20 protein-coding genes are annotated in these 21,776 nt (G+C 72.3%); 11 read left to right on the top strand and 9 right to left on the bottom strand.

Annotated elements, in window-relative coordinates; all coding sequences use genetic code 11:
* Nucleotides 1–1,674, bottom strand: coding sequence for a hypothetical protein (locus QSK30_RS02990; protein WP_285499292.1), 1,674 nt, complete (start codon nt 1,672–1,674; stop codon nt 1–3).
* 125 nt (nt 1,675–1,799) lie between these two features.
* On the opposite strand from QSK30_RS02990, the gene mptB reads away from it, so the two are divergent.
* The 3 genes from mptB to QSK30_RS02975 are packed head-to-tail and all read left to right on the top strand — an operon-like array spanning nt 1,800 to nt 5,127.
* On the top strand, nt 1,800–3,413 hold the full coding sequence (mptB, locus tag QSK30_RS02985) for a polyprenol phosphomannose-dependent alpha 1,6 mannosyltransferase MptB (protein ID WP_285499290.1): 1,614 nt from the start codon (nt 1,800–1,802) through the stop codon (nt 3,411–3,413).
* 11 nt (nt 3,414–3,424) lie between these two features.
* Nucleotides 3,425–4,351 (top strand): ABC transporter ATP-binding protein, encoded by a 927-nt coding sequence (locus tag QSK30_RS02980; protein WP_285499289.1) that lies wholly within the window; start codon nt 3,425–3,427, stop codon nt 4,349–4,351.
* Between the two features lie 59 nt (nt 4,352–4,410).
* The gene (locus tag QSK30_RS02975; protein WP_285499370.1) at nt 4,411–5,127 is read left to right on the top strand and encodes an ABC transporter permease; all 717 of its coding nucleotides are present in this window, start codon (nt 4,411–4,413) and stop codon (nt 5,125–5,127) included.
* A 98-nt stretch (nt 5,128–5,225) separates the two neighbouring features.
* Here the strand turns inward: QSK30_RS02975 and QSK30_RS02970 are convergent, their stop codons facing one another.
* Genes QSK30_RS02970 through QSK30_RS02960 form a run of 3 tightly spaced genes read right to left on the bottom strand, consistent with a single transcriptional unit; the run spans nt 5,226 to nt 7,280 of the window.
* Nucleotides 5,226–6,332 (bottom strand): MAB_1171c family putative transporter, encoded by a 1,107-nt coding sequence (locus tag QSK30_RS02970; RefSeq protein WP_285499288.1) that lies wholly within the window; start codon nt 6,330–6,332, stop codon nt 5,226–5,228.
* Nucleotides 6,322–6,861: an ImmA/IrrE family metallo-endopeptidase gene (locus tag QSK30_RS02965; RefSeq protein WP_285499287.1), complete on the bottom strand. Its 540-nt coding sequence runs from the start codon at nt 6,859–6,861 to the stop codon at nt 6,322–6,324. The genes QSK30_RS02970 and QSK30_RS02965 overlap by 11 nt, the downstream gene beginning before the upstream one ends.
* Nucleotides 6,858–7,280 carry a helix-turn-helix domain-containing protein gene (locus QSK30_RS02960; protein WP_285499285.1) on the bottom strand — a complete coding sequence of 141 codons (423 nt, stop codon included), beginning with the start codon at nt 7,278–7,280 and terminating at the stop codon, nt 6,858–6,860. The genes QSK30_RS02965 and QSK30_RS02960 overlap by 4 nt, the downstream gene beginning before the upstream one ends.
* Before the next feature lie 339 nt (nt 7,281–7,619).
* On the opposite strand from QSK30_RS02960, the gene QSK30_RS02955 reads away from it, so the two are divergent.
* Entirely contained in the window at nt 7,620–8,588 is a 969-nt protein-coding gene (locus QSK30_RS02955) for a COX15/CtaA family protein (RefSeq protein WP_285499284.1), read from the top strand.
* Nucleotides 8,589–8,945: 357 nt separating this feature from the next.
* On the opposite strand, the gene QSK30_RS02950 is transcribed toward QSK30_RS02955, so the two are convergent.
* Nucleotides 8,946–9,254 (bottom strand): hypothetical protein, encoded by a 309-nt coding sequence (locus QSK30_RS02950; protein ID WP_285499282.1) that lies wholly within the window; start codon nt 9,252–9,254, stop codon nt 8,946–8,948.
* A 151-nt stretch (nt 9,255–9,405) separates the two neighbouring features.
* On the opposite strand from QSK30_RS02950, the gene QSK30_RS02945 reads away from it, so the two are divergent.
* Nucleotides 9,406–10,377, top strand: a complete 972-nt coding sequence (locus QSK30_RS02945) for a quinone oxidoreductase family protein (RefSeq protein WP_285499280.1) — start codon at nt 9,406–9,408, stop codon at nt 10,375–10,377.
* Nucleotides 10,378–10,394: 17 nt separating this feature from the next.
* Here the strand turns inward: QSK30_RS02945 and QSK30_RS02940 are convergent, their stop codons facing one another.
* On the bottom strand, nt 10,395–10,862 hold the full coding sequence (locus QSK30_RS02940; RefSeq protein ID WP_285499278.1) for a MarR family winged helix-turn-helix transcriptional regulator: 468 nt from the start codon (nt 10,860–10,862) through the stop codon (nt 10,395–10,397).
* A 91-nt stretch (nt 10,863–10,953) separates the two neighbouring features.
* Here QSK30_RS02940 and QSK30_RS02935 point away from each other — a divergent pair, with 91 nt between their 5' ends.
* Complete coding sequence (locus tag QSK30_RS02935) at nt 10,954–13,038, top strand: MMPL family transporter (RefSeq protein ID WP_285499276.1); 2,085 nt, start codon at nt 10,954–10,956, stop codon at nt 13,036–13,038.
* Between the two features lie 102 nt (nt 13,039–13,140).
* On the opposite strand, the gene QSK30_RS02930 is transcribed toward QSK30_RS02935, so the two are convergent.
* Entirely contained in the window at nt 13,141–13,749 is a 609-nt protein-coding gene (locus QSK30_RS02930) for an FKBP-type peptidyl-prolyl cis-trans isomerase (RefSeq protein WP_285499275.1), read from the bottom strand.
* Between the two features lie 173 nt (nt 13,750–13,922).
* Here QSK30_RS02930 and QSK30_RS02925 point away from each other — a divergent pair, with 173 nt between their 5' ends.
* The 3 genes from QSK30_RS02925 (at nt 13,923) to QSK30_RS02915 (ending at nt 16,289) form a co-directional block, all read left to right on the top strand.
* Complete coding sequence (locus tag QSK30_RS02925) at nt 13,923–14,927, top strand: hypothetical protein (protein WP_285499273.1); 1,005 nt, start codon at nt 13,923–13,925, stop codon at nt 14,925–14,927.
* Between the two features lie 5 nt (nt 14,928–14,932).
* Nucleotides 14,933–15,568, top strand: coding sequence for a hypothetical protein (locus QSK30_RS02920; protein WP_502871782.1), 636 nt, complete (start codon nt 14,933–14,935; stop codon nt 15,566–15,568).
* Between the two features lie 67 nt (nt 15,569–15,635).
* A complete protein-coding gene (locus tag QSK30_RS02915) occupies nt 15,636–16,289 on the top strand; it encodes an HD family phosphohydrolase (RefSeq protein ID WP_285499269.1) in 654 nt (217 codons plus the stop codon).
* 58 nt (nt 16,290–16,347) lie between these two features.
* On the opposite strand, the gene QSK30_RS02910 is transcribed toward QSK30_RS02915, so the two are convergent.
* Complete coding sequence (locus QSK30_RS02910) at nt 16,348–16,959, bottom strand: peptidoglycan-binding domain-containing protein (RefSeq protein WP_285499268.1); 612 nt, start codon at nt 16,957–16,959, stop codon at nt 16,348–16,350.
* A gap of 317 nt (nt 16,960–17,276) precedes the next feature.
* Nucleotides 17,277–18,224, bottom strand: coding sequence for a heme o synthase (locus tag QSK30_RS02905; RefSeq protein ID WP_285499267.1), 948 nt, complete (start codon nt 18,222–18,224; stop codon nt 17,277–17,279).
* A gap of 306 nt (nt 18,225–18,530) precedes the next feature.
* Here QSK30_RS02905 and tkt point away from each other — a divergent pair, with 306 nt between their 5' ends.
* Together tkt and tal are read left to right on the top strand one after the other, a co-directional pair.
* Nucleotides 18,531–20,648 carry a transketolase gene (gene tkt, locus QSK30_RS02900; protein WP_502871781.1) on the top strand — a complete coding sequence of 706 codons (2,118 nt, stop codon included), beginning with the start codon at nt 18,531–18,533 and terminating at the stop codon, nt 20,646–20,648.
* Nucleotides 20,645–21,754 (top strand): transaldolase, encoded by a 1,110-nt coding sequence (tal, locus tag QSK30_RS02895; protein WP_285499265.1) that lies wholly within the window; start codon nt 20,645–20,647, stop codon nt 21,752–21,754. Before tkt ends, tal begins: the two co-directional genes overlap by 4 nt.
* The last annotated feature ends 22 nt before the right edge of the window (nt 21,755–21,776 follow it).

Raw genomic sequence — 21,776 nt, 5'->3', positions numbered from 1 at the left:
TTATTTCGAGCCGGGCCGCAAAGACGGGGGGTCCGGGCGGTGACCGGGCTCACTCCGGACTCCCGCCAAGGCCCGCTGGACCCGGGTTTCCAGGGCCGCGAGCGTGTGGCACAGGGGGATGGGCGACCGTTGGTCGTCTTCTCGGCCGAGGAGACGGTACCGGGGTAATGTGCGCGCTCGTGCGAGCAGGTCGCGTGCCCGCGCGTCATCCCCGGCCTCATGTGCCACCAGGGCCGCCAACGTGGTCAGGTAGCGCCTACGGCGGGGGTCCTCCAGCTCCACGGACCTGAGCAGTTCACCCGCCTCGCGGTACCGGCGCGTCGAACGGGCGCAGTCCACCGCGAGGTCGACCGCGCGCAGCAGCCGGTCCTCGCGGCGGGGCTTCGAGTACCCGGCTACAGCCGCCGTGGCCAGCTCGAACCCGGTCGCCGCGTCGTTGCCGCGGCGGGCCACCGCCGCTCTGTGCAGCCGTATGTCCTCGACCGCGAGGGCGTGTGCGGCACGGCGAGGGCTGTCCGGCGGGGACTCGGCCGCCGCGGCGCCCGCCAGTTCCACCGCGCGGTCCGCGAGGCCGAGCAGGGTCGCGCTGTCGGCTGCGTGGTCGGTGGTGTCGGGCCCCGCGCCCGGCGGGTTCCAGACCTGCAGGGCTTGGATCGCGAGCGCGCCCAGCGCGTTGGGCAACCAGAGGGTCCGCGCCGCGGCGGAGTCGGCGACCCACTGCCGCAACACCAGCTCACGGCGGTCTTCATCGAGCTCGGGTAGGGCAGCCGCGATGGCGAACCACCGCCCGTCGTGCACCGAGCGGGTCATCCGCACGGCGCTCACCGCGGCGACGACGGCCAAGGCGGCCGTGGGCAACACGGCAGCCGGAACCGGGTGGAAGACACCAGCGCAGAGCACGAGCGCGGCGACCACCGCACCGGCGGGAACCGCGAGCCAGGCGACCGCGGCGAACACCAGAGCCGAGGCCAGGGGCACCCGGGCCCACTGCTCCGCGATGACCGCCCCGAACGGCCCGGCGGCGACAGCGGCCAGCGCCAGCAACCCCCCGACCTCGGCGATCCGCAGGTCACGGGTCCGGGCGCGGAGCAGCGACCCGCGGTGGGCGTCGACCGCCAGCAGCCAGCCGACCAGCGCCACCACGCCGACCACCCGCAAGAGGTGCTCCCACCACGCGGCACCGGGCATCGGTACGAGCAGCAGGCCGACCGGCGGGACACCGGCGAGGAGCAGGGCGCCGACCGCCCACCGGCGGCCCACCAGGTCCCGGTCGGTGGCGGTGGCGATCGACCGGGCGATCGGTCCCCGGGCGGTGCGCCAGAGAACCCGCACGGCGTACCCGACGACCAGCGGGGTGGCCACCCAGGTGAGGTAGCCCGCGCCCGGGTGGGCGAACGCGGTCACGGCCGCGATGCCCGCGACGAGCCCGCCACCGGCCAGGCCGACCAGCAGCGCGGCGGCGGCGACCCCGGCCACCAGGACCGCCGGGGCGGCCGCGACCCAGGCGTTGATCCACTCCTGTCCGGCGCCCACGGCGATCGCGACCGCGAGCTCCCCCCAGGCGGCCCAGCCGTGGCGGGGGGCGACCCAGTCCAACTCGTGCAGCCGCCGGGCGAAGAAGACCACTCCCACGACCACCAGCAGCGCGCCCGACAGCGTTGTCGGTTCCGACATGACCACCCCAATCCCCAGGCTCCGGTTCGATCATGCCGTGCGCCGGTCTCCCGCAGGTCGGAAAGGGGTTGGTAAGGACGTTGTGGACCTGGGCGGCGGGGCGCCCCGCTACCCTTCCGGACGTGGTGGTCGGAGAAGTGAGGCGGCGCTCGACGCGCACCCCGTGGCCCAGCGGGGTGGAGTCGGGTCCGCTCGACGCCACCGAGCGCAGGCAGCTCGACGTGGTGCGCCGGTTCGGCACGGTCGGCTCGCTGCTGCTGGCCATCGGCTCGCTCGGCGCGGGCGCGGCGCCGGTGTTCAACCCGGTGTTCCGGATCCCGGTGCTCGGCCTGTTCAGCCGGATGACCACCGTCTCGCTGGCCTTCGCGTTCACCGGCGTGTTCATGATCGTGCTGGCCTGGCTGGCGCTCGGACGGCTCTCGCGGCCCGGCCGCGAGCGGGCGGTCTCGGTGCCGCAGATGGCCCGCACGCTGGTCATGTGGATCGCGCCGCTGGTGTTCACCGTGCCCAGCTTCAGCCGCGACGTCTACAGCTACCTGGCGCAGAGCGAGATCGTCGCGCTCGGCCAGGACCCCTACACCGTCGGCCCGGCGCAGGCGCTGGGGATCAACCACCCGCTCACCCAGGGCGTGCCGACCATGTGGCGGGAGACGCCCTCGCCGTACGGGCCGCTGTTCCTGACCCTGGGCAAGGCGGTCAACTGGCTCACCGGCGACCACGTGGTGATGGGGGTGGCCGCGCACCGGCTGCTGGCCCTGCTCGGCCTGGCGATGATCGTCTGGGCGCTGCCCCGGCTGGCCCGCCGGTTCGGGGTGAGCCCGGTGAGCGCGCTGTGGCTGGGCGCGGCGAACCCGCTGGTGCTCTTCCACCTGGTCGTCGGGGTGCACAACGAGGCGCTGGCGATCGGGCTGATGCTGGTCGGCTTCGAGCTGGCGCTGAGCCGGATGCCGCGGGTCACCCCGGACGGGCCGTTCCCGCCGTGGCAGCGCGGCGAGCTGTTCTGGTACGCCGTGGGCGCCGCGGTGATCACCCTCGGCGCGGCGGTGAAGATCCCCGCCGCGCTGGCGCTGGGCTTCCTCGGGGTGATGATCGCCCGCCGGATGGGCGGGCGGTGGAAGCACCTGTTCCAGGTCGCGGGCGGGCTGTTCGTGGTGTTCGCGGTGGTGCTCAGCGCCACCTCGTTCGGCAGCGGGCTGGGCTACGGCTGGGTCGCCACGCTCAACACCGCGGCGACGATCAAGAGCTGGATGGCCCCGATGACCGCGCTGGGCTTCGGCGCGGGCTGGCTGGGCATCCTGCTCGGCCTGGGCAACCACATCGACGCCGCGATCACGGCGGGCAGGCTGGTCGGCTCGGTGATCGGGCCGCTGATCGCGGCCAAGCTGCTGCTGGACAGCTTCCGCTGGAAGCTGCGCCCGCTCACCGGCCTGGGTGTCGGGCTGGGCGCGGTGCTGGTGTTCGGCGCCACCGTGCAGCCCTGGTACCTGCTGTGGGCCGCGGTCCCGCTGGCCGCGGCGGCGGGCAACACGCGGTTCCGCACCGCGGCGATGGTCGTCAGCGCCGTGCTGGCGGTGGCCCTGGGCCCGACCGGGTCCACCTTCGACGGTCGGGTGTTCGTGCTGCCCTACGCCTACATCGGCGCCATCGTGGTCACCGCGCTGGCGGTGGCCGCGGTGTGGCGGCACGTGCCGCGGGCCGAGCGGGCGCCCGGCGCGGCCGTGACGCCGGGCACGCCTTAGGCTTCGCAACCGTGAGTGCGCCCGCCGTCGAGGTGTCCGACCTGGTCTTCAGCTACGGGTCGACGACGGCTGTGGACGGTGTTGACCTGCGACTGGAGCGGGGCGCGGTCCTGGCCCTGCTCGGCCCCAACGGCGCGGGCAAGACCACCACGGTCGAGGTGTGCGAGGGATTCCTGCGCCCGCGCGCGGGGCTGGTGCGCGTGCTCGGCCTCGACCCGGTCGCCGACGGCGCCCACCTGCGCCCGCGCATCGGCGTGATGCCCCAGGGCGGTGGTGCTTACCCCGGCGTGCGCGCGGCCGAGATGCTGCGCCTGGTGGCCGCGTGCGCGGCGAACCCGTTGGACCCGGCCTGGCTGATCGACGTGCTCGGCCTCGCGGGCTCGGCGCGGACCCCGTACAAGCGGCTCTCCGGCGGGCAGCAGCAGCGGCTCTCGCTGGCGTGCGCCCTGGTCGGCCGCCCGGAGCTGGTGTTCCTCGACGAACCCACGGCGGGCATGGACCCCCAGGCCCGGCGCCTGGTGTGGGACCTGGTCGGCGCCCTGCGCGCGGACGGCGTGAGCGTCCTGCTGACCACGCACCTGATGGAGGAGGCCGAGGCGCTGGCCGACCACGTGGTGATCATCGACCACGGCCGGGTCGTCGCCGAGGGCAGCCCGACCGAGCTGACCGCCGACCGCCCCGACGACCAGCAGCTGCGCTTCCGGGCCAAGTCCGGGATGGACACCGCGCTGCTGCTGGCCGCGCTGCCGGAGGGCTGCCGGGTGAGCGAACCGCTGCCGGGTTGGTACCTGGTGTCGGGCACCGTCGACCCGCAGGTCGTCTCCACGGTCACCGCGTGGTGCGCGCAGCAGGGCGTGCTCGCCGAGGAGCTCCAGGTCGGCAGGCGCAGCCTGGAGGATGTCTTCCTGGACCTGACCGGACGGGAACTGCGCTCGTGAGCGACCGCTTCGCCCCAGGCACCTTCACCCCGGCCCCCGGCGCGGGCAAGCCACTGCGGATGCTGCTGACCCACGCCCGCACCGAGGCGATGCTGACCCTGCGCAACGGGGAGCAGGTACTGCTGACCCTGCTCATCCCACTGGCGCTGCTGGTGGGCCTCAGCGCCCTCAAGGTGATCACCCTGCCGGAACCGAGGGTCGACTCGGTGACCCCGCGGGTGTTCGCCCTGGCGATCATGTCCTCCGCCTTCACCGGCCAGGCCATCGCGCTGGGCTTCGACCGGCGATACGGCGTCCTCAAGCGCCTCGCCGCCACCGCCCTGCCGAGCTGGCTCCTGGTAGCAGGCCGAGTACTGGGCTGCCTCGCGGTGGTGGCACTGCAACTGGTGGTACTGGCCGTGGTCGCCGCCCTGCTGGGCTGGAACCCCGCCCTGACCGGTCTGCTGTGGACAGTCCTGCTGGTGGTCCTGGGCACCCTCGCCTTCGGCGCCCTGGGCGTACTGCTGGGCGGCGCCCTCAAGGCCGAGGTCGTCCTGGCCCTGGCCAACGTCGTGTGGTTCGTCCTGCTGCTGGCAGGCGGCATCGTCCTGACCACGGACGCACTGCCCGCGGGCATGGCCGACATCGTGCGACTACTGCCCTCGGCGGCCCTGACCGAGGGCCTCACCCAGGTGTTGGTGAACGGCACCGCCCCCGCACTGTCCACAGTGGTCACATTGCTCGCCTGGGGCGCGGGCGCCGGGCTCCTGGCCACCAAGACCACAAAACTGGTCTAGCCCGGCCCGATCCCGCACCACCCAGTAGCAACACCCCCTCCCACCGCTTTTGGGCAGTACTCCTCACCCACCCGCCCAATCCGGCCCCACCCACCCAACTAGCCCACAGCAGACCCGGGCGAGGACACAGCAGCACCCCAACACACAGCCACCCGCTCCAACCAGGCAACCTCATCGGCAAGCACCAAACCCCCCTCCCGAACACCACCACCCGACGCCCCGCCCGGCGTCCCAGCCCGCTTCGCGGCAAGCGCCGCCCGCAAGGCGGCCGCCTCCCCGGCCGGCCCCGACGCAGCCCCCAGATACCCGCGCAACGCCGCCCGCCCGTCCCAGATCTCGATCACCCGCCGGTACAACCGGTACTCCATGTCCCACCACGGCACCGACGACCGCAGCTCGATCGACGGCGTGGCCTCCCGCAACGCCAGCCACAACGGCTCGAGCCGCCGGTAGGACCGGTAGTGCGCGACCCACTGCCGCACCGCCACAACCCGGGGTGCCCAGGCGGGCAACGTGATCCCCACGACCCCCGTGCAAACCCCCAGCGCCAACAACGACAGCTCCGGATAGCGCTGGTCCCACGGCAGGGAGGAACCCGTCATCGCCACCACGATGTAGGCGATCCGGTGCACCGCCCAGACCGTCGACAGCACCCCGCCCACCGTGAAGACCACGAGCCCGCGCCGCAACCACGGCCGGTCGGCGATCCGCGCCCACCGCAGCGTCAGCCGCGAGCTCAGGACCAGCACCACCGCCACCCCGGCGACGAACACCAGGTTCGCCCCGGCGGCCAGCGGCTGCTCTGCCCACCGCACGCTCGCCCAGTCCGGGGACTCCACCGCCCGCGCGACCGCCCAGGCGACAAGTAGCAGAACCGCCCCGGCACCGGCCACCGCCGCCCGGCCCAAGATCGCCCGGGGACGCGCGGCAGGCGCGTGCGTACTGCTGACGTAGAACACCTGCATCGCCAACAGCCCCGCGAACACCACCACGTGCTGCACCGCCCACCCGGCCCCTGGCGAAGCGCGGTCGAGCAGGACGCCCACCGGTTGGTAGCCCACGACCAACGCCACCGCGAGCGCCAGCAGCCCCACGCACAGCCCCCACACCCCGGGTCGCGGGGCGCGCACCAGGTCGGCGCACTTGTAGCCGAAGGCCACCAGCACCACCACGATCACCACCAGGTGCAGGTGCTCAGCCGACACCGGGATCACGCTCCATCACCCGGGCGAACCGGTCCACCACCGCCGCCTCCGCGGCGGGCAGGGCGCGCCGGGGCGCGACCAGCTCGCGGCCCGCCAGCTTCCAGATCAGCGAGGCGGCCACCTCGGCCTCGTGCTCGTGCTCGTCGTCGTAGCCGGTCCGGTGCAGCACGCCCATCCGGTGCAGCAGCGCGGCCGGGACGTCCGGGGTGATCACCGGGCCCAGGCCGGTGCCGGTGTGCCCGAGCAGCATGTGGCCCAGCTCGTGGCAGACGATGTGCTCGGCGCGCAGGGCCGGGCTGTCGGCGTCGTAGACGATCACGTCGACGGTCGGGCCCGCCAGCCAGGCACCGTCCGGCGCGCCCGCGGGCAGCCTGGTCGGCACCAGGTGGATGGGCCTGCCGCGGTGCGCGGCGACCCGGTCGCAGAACTCGGCCAGGTCCCACGGCCGGGGCACGCCGACCTCGGCGAGGACCGCCCGCACCCGGGCCCGGAGCCGGGCGTGCGCGCGCCGTCGAGCCAGGGACCTCAAGCCCGCTCCGGCGGCTTCCCGGCGCGCTCGATCTCGCACACCCGGTTGGCCATCTCCAGGATCGCCGCCCGGCCCGCCTCGGAGAGCTCGCCCGCGCGCATCGCGATCGCCCGGATCTGCGCGTCCCGCCAGGCCGCGACCAGGTCGAGCTGCTCGTCGATCCGGGCGGACTCGGCGTCGTCGGAGAAGTAGCCGACCGGGACGCCGAAGAACTTCGCCAGCGCCGCCAGGTGCCGGAAGCTGGGGTTGTCCCTGGTTCCCCGGCGCCAGGCCGAGATGGCGCTGTGCGAGACGTCGACACCCTGCTCGTCGCGGATCGCCGCGGCGATCTCCTCGTTGGTGAACGGCCCCCGCCCCGCCGGGTGGACCGCGGCCACCAGACGGTTCAGCTTGCCGGACAGACTGGTCCCCGCCCCCATGACACCCCATTTCCGGTGGCGTTCGACACCTGTCGAGCGCGAGCACCGGCTATTGCACTACTGTTGAAACCCCTACACGCGGAGTATAGAGTCTCTTCCCGCGGGTAGTGGACACTACCGCCGGACGGGTCGTGGGGGGATGGACCCGTCCGGCGGTAGCCCACGCGGAAGGCGGTGGGGGAGTCCGCCCTCCGCCACGCAGTGTAGTTCGTCGTGATCGCTGCGTGGAGTCCTTTCGCGACCATGGCCACAGTTTCGGCGATCCCCGGCGATGAGAGCCACGGCACGCTAAGGACGACCGGCCCGCGACTCCCAGTCACCCGGTCCTACCATCAGCCCGTGCCGCTGGAATCGCTCAAGACCCGCATCGACACCCTCCTGGACCGGGCACCCGCGCCCACCGTGCGGTTGCGGCGCGCGGTCGCGATCGCGGTGGTGGCCACCCAGGCGCTGATCGCCGTCACCGGCTCGGTGGTTCGGGTGACCGGCTCCGGCCTCGGCTGCACCACCTGGCCGCAGTGCCAGCCGGGCAGCCTGGTCCCGGTGGACCACCCGGAGTTCGCCGCGCTGCACCAGTGGATCGAGTTCGGCAACCGCCTGCTCACCGGCGTCGTCGGCATCGTCGCCTTCGCCGCGTTCGTCCTGGCCTACGCCACCCGCCCCCGCCGCAAGCACTACCTGCGACTGGCGTTCCTCATGCCCGCGGGCGTCGTCGTGCAGGCGATCTTGGGCGGCGTGACCGTGCGGCTGGACCTGCTCTGGTGGACCGTCGCGGTGCACTTCATGGTCTCCACGATCATGGTCTGGCTGGCCGTCCTGCTGGTCCACGCCATCGACGAGGGCGACGAACCACCGGTCCGCCGAGGCCCGGCGGGACTGTCCGGGCTCCTGCTGGCATCCATCGTGGTCCTGGTCGGCCTCCTGGTCGCGGGCACCATGGTCACCGGCGCGGGCCCACACGCGGGCGACCCGAAGACCCCGAGGCTCGACATCCCAGTCGAAACCCTGGCCCACGTGCACGCGGCCTTCATGTTCGTCTACCTAGGCCTACTCCTGGCGGCGGGCGTCCTCCTGCGCACCGGCAACAGCACGCCACAACTCTGGCGCCGATACGTGGTGCTGATCGCCGTGGTGATCGCCCAGGGCTCGCTCGGCTTCATCCAGTTCTGGACGGGCGTACCCGAACTCCTGGTGTCCCTACACGTCCTGGGCGCCACCGGCGTGATCATCGCGACCGCCACCCTCTGGTGCGCCACCCGCACCCGCGCCATCGCACCCAACAGGATCCCCACCCCCGCTGGAACGTGACAGGATCCCGCCCCCACCCGCCAAACTGCAGCGCAAACGCCGACCCGCTGGTACGCAACAAGATCCCAGCCCCGCTGGAACTCAAGGCCCGCTACGGATGCTCGATCTAGTGGACTCGCTTCGTGTGGGGGGAGAGCACCGCTAAACTTGCCGTGTGGTGGGGATGCCCTTCACCCGCCCTTTTTTCACCACCGCGGTGCTCTAGGGGCCCCACACGAAGCGAGTTCACTAGATCGAGCCCCGCTCGAAACCCGGGCAACGAAAAGCAGCAAAACCCACCAGACCGAGCCCACCCTCGCGACCCGGGCAACGAAGACGGCAACGCGCAAACGCACTCAACCCCGAGCAGCCAGCGAGCTAGCCGCGCACCCGCGCCGCCATCTTGCGCCGATGCCCAGCCCCGATCTTCGTAGCGGCGACCGTCTCCCGGTCCCACTCCCCCGCCTCAAGCCCCTCAACCCGCTCCACCAACGCGGCCCCAACTTCCACGCCGGCCACGATCACATCACCCAGAGCGCCATCAGCGCCCACGAGCACGACCCGCGCCCCGGCCCGTCCGATGTTCTCCACCACCGCCCGCGCGGGCTTCCCGTGCGCGGCCACGAACGCGGCAGCCGACCGTTCGGCCTTCACCGGGACCTGCGGGGAATCGCTCTCATCAGCCACGACCCGAGCTTAGGGCTCACCCGTGCGGGCCACCCGGCGACCGTGAGCCGGGCCACTCCTGCATCCTGGGACACGGCCGGGGCGGGAACAGCCGCCCCGGCGCCGTGGTTGGCCCGGGCGAGAACGTCCGACAGCGCAAGAGGAGACGACCGTGCCCAAGGCAGTGCTGGTGTCGCGCAACGGTGGCCCCGAGGTCCTGGAGTACGCGGAGGTGCCCGACCGGTCCCCCGGCGCGGGTGAGCTGCTGGTCCAGGTGGCCGCCGCCGGGGTGAACTACATCGACACCTACCAGCGGTCCGGGCAGTACCCGGTTCCGGTGCCGTTCGTGCCCGGCCTGGAGGGGGCGGGCACCGTGCGGTCGGTCGGCGCGGGCGTCGACGGGTTCGCCGTCGGCGACCGGGTGGCCTGGACGTCGGTGCCGGGCGGTTACGCCGAGCAGGTCGTGGTGCCCGCCGCCTCGGCGGTGCCGGTGCCCGAGGGCGTCGACGACGAGACCGCGGCGGCCACGCTGTTGCAGGGGCTCACCGCGCACTACCTGGCCGTGTCGACCTACCCGGTCCAGCAGGGCGACACCGTGCTCGTGCACGCGGCGGCCGGTGGGGTCGGGCTGATCCTGGTCCAGCTGGCCAAGGCGCGCGGCGCGCGGGTGATCGGCACCGTGTCCACCGCCGCGAAGGAGGAGCTGGCCCGCGCCGCGGGGGCCGACGAGGTCATCCGCTACACCGAGGAGGACTTCGCCGCCAGGACGCGGGAGCTCACCGGCGGGGAGGGTGTGGCCGCGGTCTACGACGGGGTCGGCAAGACCACGTTCGACGGCAGCCTGTCGGTCGTGCGCCCGCGCGGCTACCTGGTGCTCTTCGGCGCGTCGAGCGGACCGGTGCCGCCGGTCGACCCGCAGCGGCTCAACCAGGCGGGGTCGATCTACCTCACCCGGCCGTCGCTGGCGCCCTACATCGCCACGCCGGAGGAGCTGCGGTGGCGCACCGACGAGCTGTTCGGCGCGATCGCCACCGGCGCGCTGAAGATCACCATCGGCGGGCGGTACCCGCTGGCCGAGGCCCAGCGGGCACACGAGGACCTCCAGGGCCGCCGCACCACCGGGAAGCTGCTGCTGCTCCCGTAGTCCCCCGTGTTGGCACTTCAGTCCTCGGTGTCGGGGGCGCGGACGGCCGCCGCGCCCCCGACACCCAGAGCGGTGATCAAGTCCACCAGCTGGAGCCGGAACGCCTCGTAGTCGCGCACCGCGCCGAGCACCTGCGGGTCCTCGCGTTCGGCGCGCAGGGCCTCGCGGTGCACCGCGCGCCCCGCCTCGGTGGTGGCGACCAGGGTGCGGCGGCGGTCGACCGGGTCGGTCTCGCGCTCGACGAACCCCGCCCGGGCCAGGCGCTCCACGGTGCGGCTCATGGTCTGGTCGGTGACCTTGGCGCCGTGCGCGAGCGCCCGCTGCGCGCGCGGCCCGTCGGCGAGCAGGTGCAGGGTGATCAGACCGGCGTGGGTCAGGCCGCGGGCGGCCAGGAACTCCTGCCAGGAGTGCTCCACCAGGCGGGCGGCCACCGACAGCAGCCTGCCGGTCGGCCAGCTGGATACCGCGTCGGTGTCACCGCTCACCGGACGCCCTCCCGAGTTGCATCGTTAAGCCTGCTGAACAATGATCTGGCCAGCACGTCCGCCGCTCCCGCGTCGAGAGGCCAGCCCCGCCATGAACGACAACCGTACCGCCGGCTCCCGCGCGGCGCGCCTGCTCTGGCCCGCTCTGCTGATCATCGCGTGGCTGGTCGTCGGCGGCATCGGCGGACCGCTGCAGGGCCAGCTGTCCACGGTCCAGCGCAACGACAACGCCGCGTTCCTGCCGTCCTCGGCGGAGTCCACCCGGGTCAGCGAGCTGCAGAAGTCCTTCGCGGACAGCAACGCCCTGCCCGCGGTGCTCGTCTTCGAGCGCGCGAGCGGACTGACCCAGTCGGACAACGACGCGATCGCCACCGCGTTGGGCAAGGTCGGCGAGCTGCCCGGGATCGGTCCGGTGAGCAGGCCGCAGGCGTCCACACAGGACACCCCCGCGCGGGCGGCGCAGGCGGTGGCGCTGCTGCCGAACAACGGCAAGCAGCTGCGCGCGCTGGTCACCGACATCCGTGCCCAGCTGGGCGAGCTGCCCGAGGGCCTGTCCGCGCACGTGACCGGGCCCGCCGGGCTGATCGCGGACTTCACCGAGGCCTTCGGCGGCATCGACGGCCTGCTGCTGCTGGTGACGGCCGGGGTCGTCGCGCTGATCCTGATCGCGGTCTACCGCAGCCCGATCCTGCCGGTCGTGGTGCTGCTGACCGCCGGGCTGGCGCTGTGCCTGGCGGTGCTGGCGGTCTACCTGCTGGCGAAGAACGACGTGCTCACCCTCAACGGCCAGAGCCAGGGCATCCTGTTCATCCTGGTCTTCGGCGCGGCCACCGACTACTCGCTGCTGCTCATCGCCCGGCTGCGCGAGGAGCTGCGGCGGCACGAGACCAAGGCCGAGGCGATGCGGGTGGCGCTGCGCGCCGCCGCCGGGCCGATCGCCGCCTCGGCGGGCACCGTGATCGCGGGCCTGCTCTGCCTGCTGCTCTCGGACCTGCGCTCCAACTCCAGCCTCGGCCCGGTGGCCGCGATCGGCATCGCCGCCTCGCTGGCCGCCGCGCTCACCTTCCTGCCCGCGGTGCTGGTCCTGTTCGGCCGCACCGCGTTCTGGCCGTTCCGCCCCGAGTTCGGCAGCACGGACAAGGCGAGCGGCGGGATCTGGGGCCGGGTCTCGGCACTGGTCGGTCGGCGGCCGCGGCTGATCTGGGTGGTGAGCACGCTGGTGCTGCTGGTCGGGGTGGCGTTCCTGCCGCAGCTCAAGGCCGACGGGGTCGCGCAGAGCCAGATCTTCCTGACCAAGGTGGACTCGGTGACCGGGCAGGAGACCCTGGCCCGGCACTTCCCCGGCGGCACCGGCTCGCCCGCCGTGCTGGTCACCGCGGCGGGCAGCGCCGACCAGGTCGTCCGGCTGGCCAAGGAGACCGAGGGCGTGGCGGACGCGGCCGTGCGGGTCGACGGGGCCGGGCCCAAGGTGGTCGACGGCCGGGTCGAGGTCACCGCCGTGCTGCGCGACGCCGCCGACAGCGCCGCCGCGCTGGACACCGTGCAGCGGCTGCGCGACCGCACCCACGACGTGGGCGGCACGCTCGTCGGCGGACCGACGGCCAACCAGCTCGACGTGCGGACGAACTCGCTGCGGGACCGGACGGTGATCATCCCGGTGGTGCTGCTGGTGATCTTCCTCATCCTGGCGCTGCTGCTGCGCGCGCTGCTGGCCCCGCTGCTGCTGATCGCCACCGTGGTGCTCTCCTTCGCCGCGACCCTGGGGGTGAGCGCTGTGGTGTTCAACCACGTCCTGGACTTCCCCGGCGCGGACCCGAGCGTGCCGCTGTTCGCGTTCGTCTTCCTGGTGGCGCTGGGGATCGACTACAACATCTTCCTGATGACGCGGGTGCGCGAGGAGGCGCTGCGGCACGGCACCCGGGAGGGCGCGCTGCTCGGCCTGCGGGTGACCGGCGGGGTGATCACCTCGGCCGGGGTGGTGCTGGCGGCCACGTTCGCGGCGCTCTCGGTGCTGCCGATCCTGTTCCTGGCCCAGATCGCGTTCCTGGTGGCCTTCGGCGTGCTGCTGGACACGCTGCTGGTGCGCTCGCTGCTGGTGCCCGCGCTGACCGTCGACATCGGACGGAAGATCTGGTGGCCGAGCAAGCTGGACCAGCACAGCGGGTCGGCGGCTTGAGGTTGGCCGCTTGAGGTCGACGGAGCGAGCTCACGGTCGGGAGACAGGCACGGCGCGCCCCGGTGATCGGGGCGCGCCGCGTGGGAGAACGGGTGCGGGAGGTCAGCTGACCTCGACCGCGTCGACGACGAACACCAGGGTCTCGTTGGGCTCGATGCCGTTGCCGCCCTGGCCGTAGCCCTTCTCCGGCGGGACCACCAGCAGCCTGCGGGTGCCCTGCTTCATCCCGATCAGGCCCTCGTTCCAGCCGTCGATGACCTGGGCCTGGCCGACGTTCTCCAGCGGGAAGGGCTGGCCGCGCTTCCACGAGGAGTCCTTCTCCTCCTTGTTCGACCAGGTGACCAGCACGTAGTGGGTCTGCATGGTCGAACCGGCCTTGACCTCGGCGCCGGTGCCCACCACCAGGTCCTTGCTCAGCAGGGCCTTCGGCGGCGAGCAGGTGTCCGGGACGGTGATCGTCGGCTTGCTGCCCGGGGCACCGTCGACCTTGATGTCCGCGACCGTGCACTCCGGGCCCGCCGGGGTGGAGGCGGCGGGCTTCGTGGTGGTGGGGGCGCTCTTGGTGGGGGCCGCGGCGGAGCTCGCGGGCGCCTCCTTGACGCTCACCGTGGAGCCGCCGACCGGCAGGGTCGAGGCCTGCTCGGAGTTCGCACACGCGGCAAGGCCCAGGCCCACCGCCGCCACGATCATGATCTTGCCGACATTGCGCATGGCCCCGGAGCTTAGGTGGCCCGGTCCGCGGGCCGGCGTCCGGTCTACCCCCCGTGGTTCCCTCACCCGATATTCGCAATCCATTCACCGCCGGTGCGGCGTAAAGTGACTGTGCGCGCCCGTTCGGATACTTTTCGCGTCCTTACGGGCGTCCGTCGAGGAGGTGACGCGCCGTGCCCGCGGACGCCAAAGGCCTCCGCACTCACCCGATCCAGGAGATCTTCTGGACGCGCACCGGACTGCTGCTGGCGGTCCTGGTGGTGGTGTCGGGAGTCTCCATGTGGGCGTCGAGTGCCGTCGACGCCGGAACGGCGAAGAACCTGCTCACCGCGCTCGGCACCGGGACGATGGTATCCGCCGTCGTCGGGTTCGGGCAGACCCTGCTCACCGCGGGCGCCGCGCAGCGCGCCCTGGTGGCGCCGGTGGTCGAGGAGAGCAGGCGCGCGCTGCGCGAGCTGTCCGCCGAGTACCGGTCGCTGAACCAGGAGTTCTTCCCCACGCACGTGTTCGAGGCGAGCACCGACCCCGATCCGGCGTTCAACGCGCTGATCATGGACGACCTGCGGCGCACCCGGCAGCTGCTCTTCCGCGGCTTCTCCGGGCGCTACGCGGCCGCCCGGCTGCTGCTGTCCCCCTCCGGCTGGGAGGTGCGCGCGGTGCTGGCCGACCCGGGTGAGCGCGGCGCGATCAGCGGCCGGGCCCGGCACCTGGCCCGGCACCAGGGCGCCAGCGCCGACTACGAGCGGATCCAGGCGACCCTGCACGAGGAGATCCGGATCGGGCTCGTCGGGCTCTACCTGGCCCGCGCGCGGTGCGACTCGATCGACGTCACGGTGATCGCCGACCCGCCGCTGGACCGGGTGGAGCTCTTCGACGACAGCGTGTGGATCACCCTCTACAGCGCGGTGGCGGGCGCCCCGTCGCTCTACCCGCGCACGCTGCGCTTCTCGGAGGGCTCGTTCATCTACGGCATGCAGCGCGCCGAGTTCGCCCGGGTGCACGCCGCGCGTGGCGCGCCCCGCTTCCTGATCACACCGGACACCAGCCGGGAGGAGTTCCTGGCGCAGTTCGCCACGATCACCGGCACCCGGCTGACCGACGCGCAGTTCGCCGACCTGCAGGCCCGGTTCCACGCGTTCCGCCAGGAGTTCTCCGCCAAAGCCGAGCTTGAGAGCTGATGCCCGTGTCCACCGTGGTCCCCGCCCTGTCCGACCTGGCCGAGCGGATGCGCGAGCTAGACCTCACCCGGCGCCGGTGGGCCGCCGCGCACGCGGGTGTCGAGTCCTGGGTGGACGGTGCGGTGCTGCGCGCCGTGCTGCGCAGGCACCTGGTGGACCTGGACCAGCGGCGCGCCGCGGCGCTGGTGGCCCGCTCCCGGGAGACCACCACGCACTTCGCCTGGTGCCTGCGCGACAACGACGACGAGCCGTTCACCTTCTGGCTGCACGAGTACAAACCGCAGCGGGACTGGCGGCCCGGCTACGCCGACTCGGTGCACAACCACCGGTACCACTTCTGCACCGCCATCCTGCGCGGCGGCTACCGGCACGAGCGGTTCAGCACCACCCTCGACCCGGGCACCGGGCTGATCGCCGCCGCGACCCGGACGCACACCCACGACTGCGTGGTCGGCGAGTCCGGGTTCCTGATGGCCGAGGAGTTCCACCGGATCCCGTGGGCGGTGGACGGCACGATGACGTTCCTGGTCAAGTCCCGGCCGGTGAGCCGGTGGAGCCTGTCCTACGACCCGGCGACCGGCGTCGGGCACCGGCACGTGCCGGTGGAGGCGCGACTGGAGGAGCTGACCAGGCGGATCTGACCCCCGGCCGACGCCGTGGCCTCTACCATCACCCCACCCGTTTGTCCAACGGAAGGGGAAGGTCGACATGTCCACAGCCATCGTGGGTGCGGTCGAGCAGGAGTCCATCCGGCACGTGGAGCGGCGGGTGCGCGCGCTGTGCACGCGGTACGCGCGCAAACTGCCCTTCCACGGGTGGCACCACGTCAGCTTCGTGCGCGACAAGGCGGTGGAGTTCGCCGCGCTGAACGGCTCGGACGTCTCGGTCGTGGAGACCGCGGCCCTCGTGCACGACGTGAACTACCTGGTGCGCCGCAACTCCACGGCGGCGGCGGGCAGCGGCCTGCGGATGGCCGTGCTGGCCGGTGCCGGGGTGCCGCGGCCGGTGGCCGACTGGATCGACGCACTGGTCGACGAGGCCGAGATGCGCACCCGGCACCGCGACATCTCCCGGGAGGCGCAGGCGCTCAGCGACGCGGACACGCTGTTCAAGGCGCTGCCGGTGACCCCGGTGGTGCTGGCGCACAAGTACCTCGCCGAGAACGGGGTCAGCCTGCGCGAGCTGGCGGACAAGATCGTCGGCGAGCAGCGCGACGCGCACGACGAGGGCTTCTACTTCTACTCCCCCGCCGCCGCGACCGCGTACTCCCGCTGGGCGACGGCGAACCTGGAGCTGTGGCAGTGCATCAAGGAGTCGCTGGACGACCCCACGGTCGAGCGGCTGCTCACCGCGGTCGGGTGAACGGCCGCGGGGCGGGCACGGACCTGCGTCCGTGCCCGCCCCGCGGGTCCCCCTGTTGCTAGCAGCCCCAGTGGCCCGAGACCGAGACGACCTGGTAGAGCGCGGCCCAGGTCTTCGGCCCGACGATGCCGCTGTCCTTGATCCCCACCCGGCGCTGGAAGTCGCGCACCATGGACTGCGTGCGCGGTCCGTAGTACTGCTCCTCGAAGCCCTGGTACGGGTGGATCCGCTGCAGGGCGTTGATCAGGTGGAAATACGGGTCCTGATCAGTGCTGCCCGGCGACAACTGCGGCTGGTCCGGCGTCGGCCCGTTGCCGGTGGCGTTCTGGTTGAGCGTGCCGACCAGTGCCTGCCACGTCTTCGACCCGACGATCCCGCTCGGGTTGATCCCGTTCCTGCGCTGGAAGTCCTGGACCGCCGCGAGCGTGTTGTCCGCGTACAGGCCGGTCCCGTTCAGCGCGTAGCCCCGGTCCCGCAGGTTGAGCTGCAGGCCCAGGACCAGGTCACCGCTCTGCCCAGGGCTGACCTGCGGCAGGGTGGCGGCGTACCGCGTCGACGAGCCGGTCGGCGAGCAGGCCGACGCGGTCCCCGCGCCCGCGACCCCCAGCAGCGCGGTCAGCACAATGGTGATGAACGCCAGAATCCCGGCGCGCTTCCCCCTCTTGTTCATTCTTCTTCTCTCCCCAGAGAATAGATATTCGTCGCGAGGTCCATTTCGGCCTCACACCAGAAGAGACGCGCGGCCCCACCGGAAGTTGATCACAGTAAGGACACGAACGGAACCGGTCGCGGAGCCGACCGGCAATGGGCCACAAAGCGGCGGGACGGGCGCGAACCGAGGTACCCGGAGCGAGCACGGCGACGGGGTCCACGCACCAATGGCCCCAGCACAGCGCACCGCGCACCGGACGAGGGAGACGCACGCGGAGACGGCCGTGCGGGGAGTCGATCAGGGGCCTGCCGCGGGTGCGGCAGGTCGGCGTCGCCTCAGAACGGCCAGCCGGTGACCGGCAGGGCGAGCGCCGAGTCGACCGCGAGGGCGACGAACACCAGGGTCAGGTAGGTGTTCGACAGGTGGAACAGCTTCATCGGGTTGCTCGGCTCGTCCCGGCGGACGGCGCCGTTGAGCTTGTGCGCGAACACCAGGAACCAGACGCCCGCGAGCACGGCGAAGGTCGTGTAGACCCAGCCGGTCGCCGGGACCAGCAGCAGGGTCCACAGGACCATCACCCAGGAGTAGACGACGATCTGCTTGGCGACGTGCTGGGGGGTGGCCACCACCGGCAGCATCGGCACGCCCGCGGCGGCGTAGTCGTCGCGGAACTTCATCGCCAGCGCCCAGAAGTGCGGCGGGGTCCAGAAGAAGATCACCCCGAACATCACCAGCGCGGGCCAGCCGACGTCGCCGGTGACCGCCGACCAGCCGATGACCACCGGCATGCAGCCCGCGGCCCCGCCCCAGACGATGTTCTGCGACGTCCGTCGCTTGAGGATCATCGTGTAGACCAGGACGTAGAACAGGATCGCGCCCACCGCCATCGCGGCGGCCAGCAGGTTCGTGGTGGCGTAGAGCCAGCCGAAGGAGAGCACACCCAGGACCACGCCGAAGACCAGCGCGTTGCGGGTGGGCACCGCGTGCCGGGCCAGCGGGCGGGCGCTGGTGCGCTTCATCACCGCGTCGATGTCGGCGTCGACCACGCAGTTGAGCGCGTTGGCGCTGCCCGCGGCCATCGTGCCGCCGATGAGGGTGTTGAGCACCAGCCACGGCGACGGGATCCCGCGGGCGGCGAGCAGCATGGCCGGGACCGTGGTCACCAGCAGCAACTCGATGATGCGCGGCTTGGTCAGCGCGACGTAGGCCCCCAGCACCGCCTTGACGTCACGGCGGGGTGGGGTCGGGCGGGTGTCGGCGGGCACGGGGATCACCGACGACATCTCGCTCCTCTTGGTCTGCGGCGGACCCGTGTAACCCAGGTCACCGCGCTCGCGTCCACGCCGCGGCGGTGGTCGCGGCACTCGGAAATGTTAGCCGCGCGCCATCTGGGTACCCGTATCGGGTGGCGTGGTGTCGCGCCCGGACAGTCGGAGATCACACCCCGGTCGTCCGGCGACTACGCTGGCCACCGGACCAGCGATGACACGCGGATCGGTCCATGTCCCCGCCTTCCGGGATCGATCTAGCCCGGATAGGGAAGACTGGGCCCGACAATCCGCCAGACGTGGAAGTGGGAGCTCAAGTCAGTGTCCGTCAGTAGTGAAGTGCCCGCCGAACTGACCGAACTCACCCGCGCGACGCTGCCGTCGGACTGGACCGACCTGGACAAGCGCGCGGTCGACACCCTCCGGGTCCTGGCCGCGGACGCCGTGCAGAAGGTCGGCAACGGCCACCCGGGCACCGCGATGAGCCTCGCGCCGCTGGCCTACGCGCTCTACCAGCGCGTGATGCGGCACGACCCGAGCGACCCGCACTGGATCGGCCGCGACCGGTTCGTGCTCTCCGCGGGCCACTCCAGCCTGACCCAGTACCTGCAGCTGTTCTTCTCCGGCTACGGCCTGGAGATCGAGGACATCCAGGCGCTGCGCACCTGGGGCTCGAAGACCCCGGGGCACCCGGAGGTCAACCACACCAAGGGCGTGGAGATCACCACCGGCCCGCTGGGCCAGGGCCTGGCCTCCGCGGTGGGCATGGCGATGGCCGCCCGCCGCGAGCGCGGCCTGTTCGACCCCGAGGCCGCGCCGGGCGAGAGCCCGTTCGACCACCACGTGTTCGTGATCTGCTCCGACGGCGACATCGAGGAGGGCGTCACCTCCGAGGCCTCGTCGCTGGCCGGCCGCCAGGAGCTGGGCAACCTCACCGTCGTCTACGACGACAACAAGATCTCCATCGAGGACGACACCACGGTCGCGCTCTCGGAGGACACCGCCAAGCGCTACGAGGCCTACGGCTGGCACGTCCAGGTCGTGGAGGGCGGCGAGAACGTCAGCGGCATCCTCGACGCGCTCGAGGCGGCCAAGGCCGAGACGGCCCGCCCGTCGTTCATCCTGCTGCGCACGATCATCGGCTTCCCGGCGCCCACCCTGATGAACACCGGCAAGGCGCACGGCGCCGCGCTGGGCACCGAGGAGGTCGCCGCGGTCAAGCGCATCCTCGGCTTCGACCCGGAGCAGACCTTCGTGGTCGAGCCCGAGGTGCTCAAGCACGTCCGCGAGGTCGTCGCCCGCGGCGAGGCCGCCAAGGCCGAGTGGCAGCAGGGCTTCGACGCCTGGCGGGCCGCCAACCCCGAGCGCAACGCGCTGCTCGAGCGCGCGCAGGACTACCGGCTGCCCGAGGGCCTCGACGACGCGCTGCCCAGCTGGGAGCCCGACGCCAAGGGCGTGGCCACCCGCAAGGCCTCCGGCGAGGTGCTCAACGCCATCGGCGACCTGCTGCCCGAGCTGTGGGGCGGCTCGGCCGACCTGGCCGAGAGCAACAACACCACGATCAAGGGCGCCGACTCGTTCGGGCCGCCCTCGGCCGCGACCAAGCACTGGAACACCACCCCGTACGGGCGCACGCTGCACTTCGGCGTCCGCGAGCACGCCATGGGCTCGATCCTCAACGGGATCGTGCTGCACGGCCCCACCCGCCCGTACGGCGGCACGTTCCTGGTGTTCAGCGACTACATGCGCCCGGCGGTGCGGCTGGCCGCGCTGAGCGGGCTGCCGGTCACCTACGTCTGGACGCACGACTCGATCGGCCTCGGCGAGGACGGCCCGACCCACCAGCCGGTCGAGCACCTGGCCGCGCTGCGCGCCATCCCCGGCCTGGTCGTGCTGCGCCCCGGCGACGCGAACGAGACCGCGGCGGCCTGGCGGGCGGTGCTCGGCCAGCACGAGCACCCGGTCGGCCTCGCGCTCACCCGGCAGAACCTCCCGGTGCTCACCGGCACCAAGGAGCTGGCCCGCGAGGGCGTCGCCAAGGGCGGCTACGTGCTCGCCGACACCGAGGGCGAGCCCCGGGTCGTGCTGATCGGCACCGGCTCGGAGCTGCAGATCGCGGTCGAGGCGCGCGAGGTGCTGGCCAAGGACGGCATCGCCGCCCGGGTCGTGTCGATCCCCTCGATCGAGTGGTTCGACGCGCAGGACCAGTCCTACCGCGACTCGGTGCTCCCGCCGTCGGTCAAGGCGCGCGTGGTCGTCGAGGCGGGCATCGCCCAGCCGTGGCACCGGTTCGCCGGGGACGCGGGCGAGATCGTCTCGATCGAGCACTTCGGCGCGTCCGCCGACTACCAGACCCTGTTCCGCGAGTTCGGCATCACCACCGAGGCCGTCGTGGCCGCGGCGCACCGCTCGATCGACGCGACCGGAGGCAGCAAGTGACCGACAACCTCAGGACCCTTTCCGAGGCGGGCGTCTCGATCTGGCTCGACGACCTCTCCCGCGAGCGGCTGAACTCGGGCAACCTGGCCGAGCTCATCCGGGACAAGTGGGTCGTCGGGGTCACCACCAACCCGACCATCTTCGCCGCCGCGCTGGCCCACGGCGAGGCCTACGACGAGCAGGTGCGCGAGCTGGCCGCGAGCGGCGCCTCGCTCGAGGCGGCCGTGCGCGCGCTGACCACCAGCGACGTGCGCGACGCCTGCGACCTGTTCCGCGACACCTACCAGGGCACCGACGGCGTCGACGGCCGGGTGTCGATCGAGGTCAGCCCGACGCTGGCGCACGACAGCGACGCGACCACCGCCGAGGCGCAGGAGCTGTGGAAGACCGTCGACCGGCCCAACCTGCTGGTCAAGATCCCGGCCACCGAGGCGGGCCTGCCCGCGATCACCGCCACCCTGGCCGAGGGCATCAGCGTCAACGTGACGCTGATCTTCTCGGTGGAGCGCTACCGCGCGGTCATGGCGGCCTACATCGCCGGCCTGGAGCAGGCGAAGGCGAACGGGCACGACCTGGTCACCATCCACTCGGTGGCGTCGTTCTTCGTGTCCCGTGTGGACACCGAGGTCGACCAGCGGCTGGACGCGATCGGCACCGACGAGGCCACCGCGCTCAAGGGCAAGGCGGCCGTGGCGAACGCGCGGCTGGCCTACGCGGCCTTCGAGGAGACGTTCCAGGGTGAACGTTGGGAAGCACTGGCCGAAGCCGGGGCCAACAGGCAGCGTCCACTGTGGGCGTCGACCGGGGTGAAGAACCCGGACTACTCCCCCACGCTCTACGTGGACCAGCTGGTCGTGGCCGACACGGTCAACACGATGCCGGAGAAGACCCTGCACGCGGTCGCCGAGCACGGCAAGATCACCGGCGACACGGTGACCGGCCGGGCTGGCGAGGCGCAAGAGGTCTATACCAAACTGTCCGCAGTCGGCATCGACGTCGACGAGGTGTACCTCGCCCTCGAGAACGAGGGCGTGCAGAAGTTCGAGAAGTCCTGGACCGAGCTGCTCGAGACGGTCCGCGGTCAGCTCGAGAACGCCAAGAGCTAACGGGATACCCAGGAGAGGCTGA

It is taken from the genome of Actinokineospora sp. NBRC 105648, assembly GCF_030269645.1.
Classification (GTDB): Bacteria; Actinomycetota; Actinomycetes; order Mycobacteriales; family Pseudonocardiaceae; genus Actinokineospora.
Note: the sequence above shows the minus strand (reverse complement) of the source record. Positions and strands in the feature narration are given on the sequence as shown.

What these genes read in the sequence shown, in the direction of transcription:
- QSK30_RS02990 (WP_285499292.1), bottom strand. Translation starts at nt 1,674, where the DNA reads ATGTCGGAACCGACAACGCTGTCGGGCGCGCTGCTGGTGGTCGTGGGA.
- QSK30_RS02975 (WP_285499370.1), top strand. Translation starts at nt 4,411, where the DNA reads ATGCTGCTGACCCACGCCCGCACCGAGGCGATGCTGACCCTGCGCAAC.
- QSK30_RS02960 (WP_285499285.1), bottom strand. Translation starts at nt 7,280, where the DNA reads ATGGGGGCGGGGACCAGTCTGTCCGGCAAGCTGAACCGTCTGGTGGCC.
- QSK30_RS02935 (WP_285499276.1), top strand. Translation starts at nt 10,954, where the DNA reads ATGAACGACAACCGTACCGCCGGCTCCCGCGCGGCGCGCCTGCTCTGG.
- QSK30_RS02930 (WP_285499275.1), bottom strand. Translation starts at nt 13,749, where the DNA reads ATGCGCAATGTCGGCAAGATCATGATCGTGGCGGCGGTGGGCCTGGGC.
- QSK30_RS02915 (WP_285499269.1), top strand. Translation starts at nt 15,636, where the DNA reads ATGTCCACAGCCATCGTGGGTGCGGTCGAGCAGGAGTCCATCCGGCAC.
- QSK30_RS02910 (WP_285499268.1), bottom strand. Translation starts at nt 16,959, where the DNA reads ATGAACAAGAGGGGGAAGCGCGCCGGGATTCTGGCGTTCATCACCATT.
- QSK30_RS02905 (WP_285499267.1), bottom strand. Translation starts at nt 18,224, where the DNA reads ATGTCGTCGGTGATCCCCGTGCCCGCCGACACCCGCCCGACCCCACCC.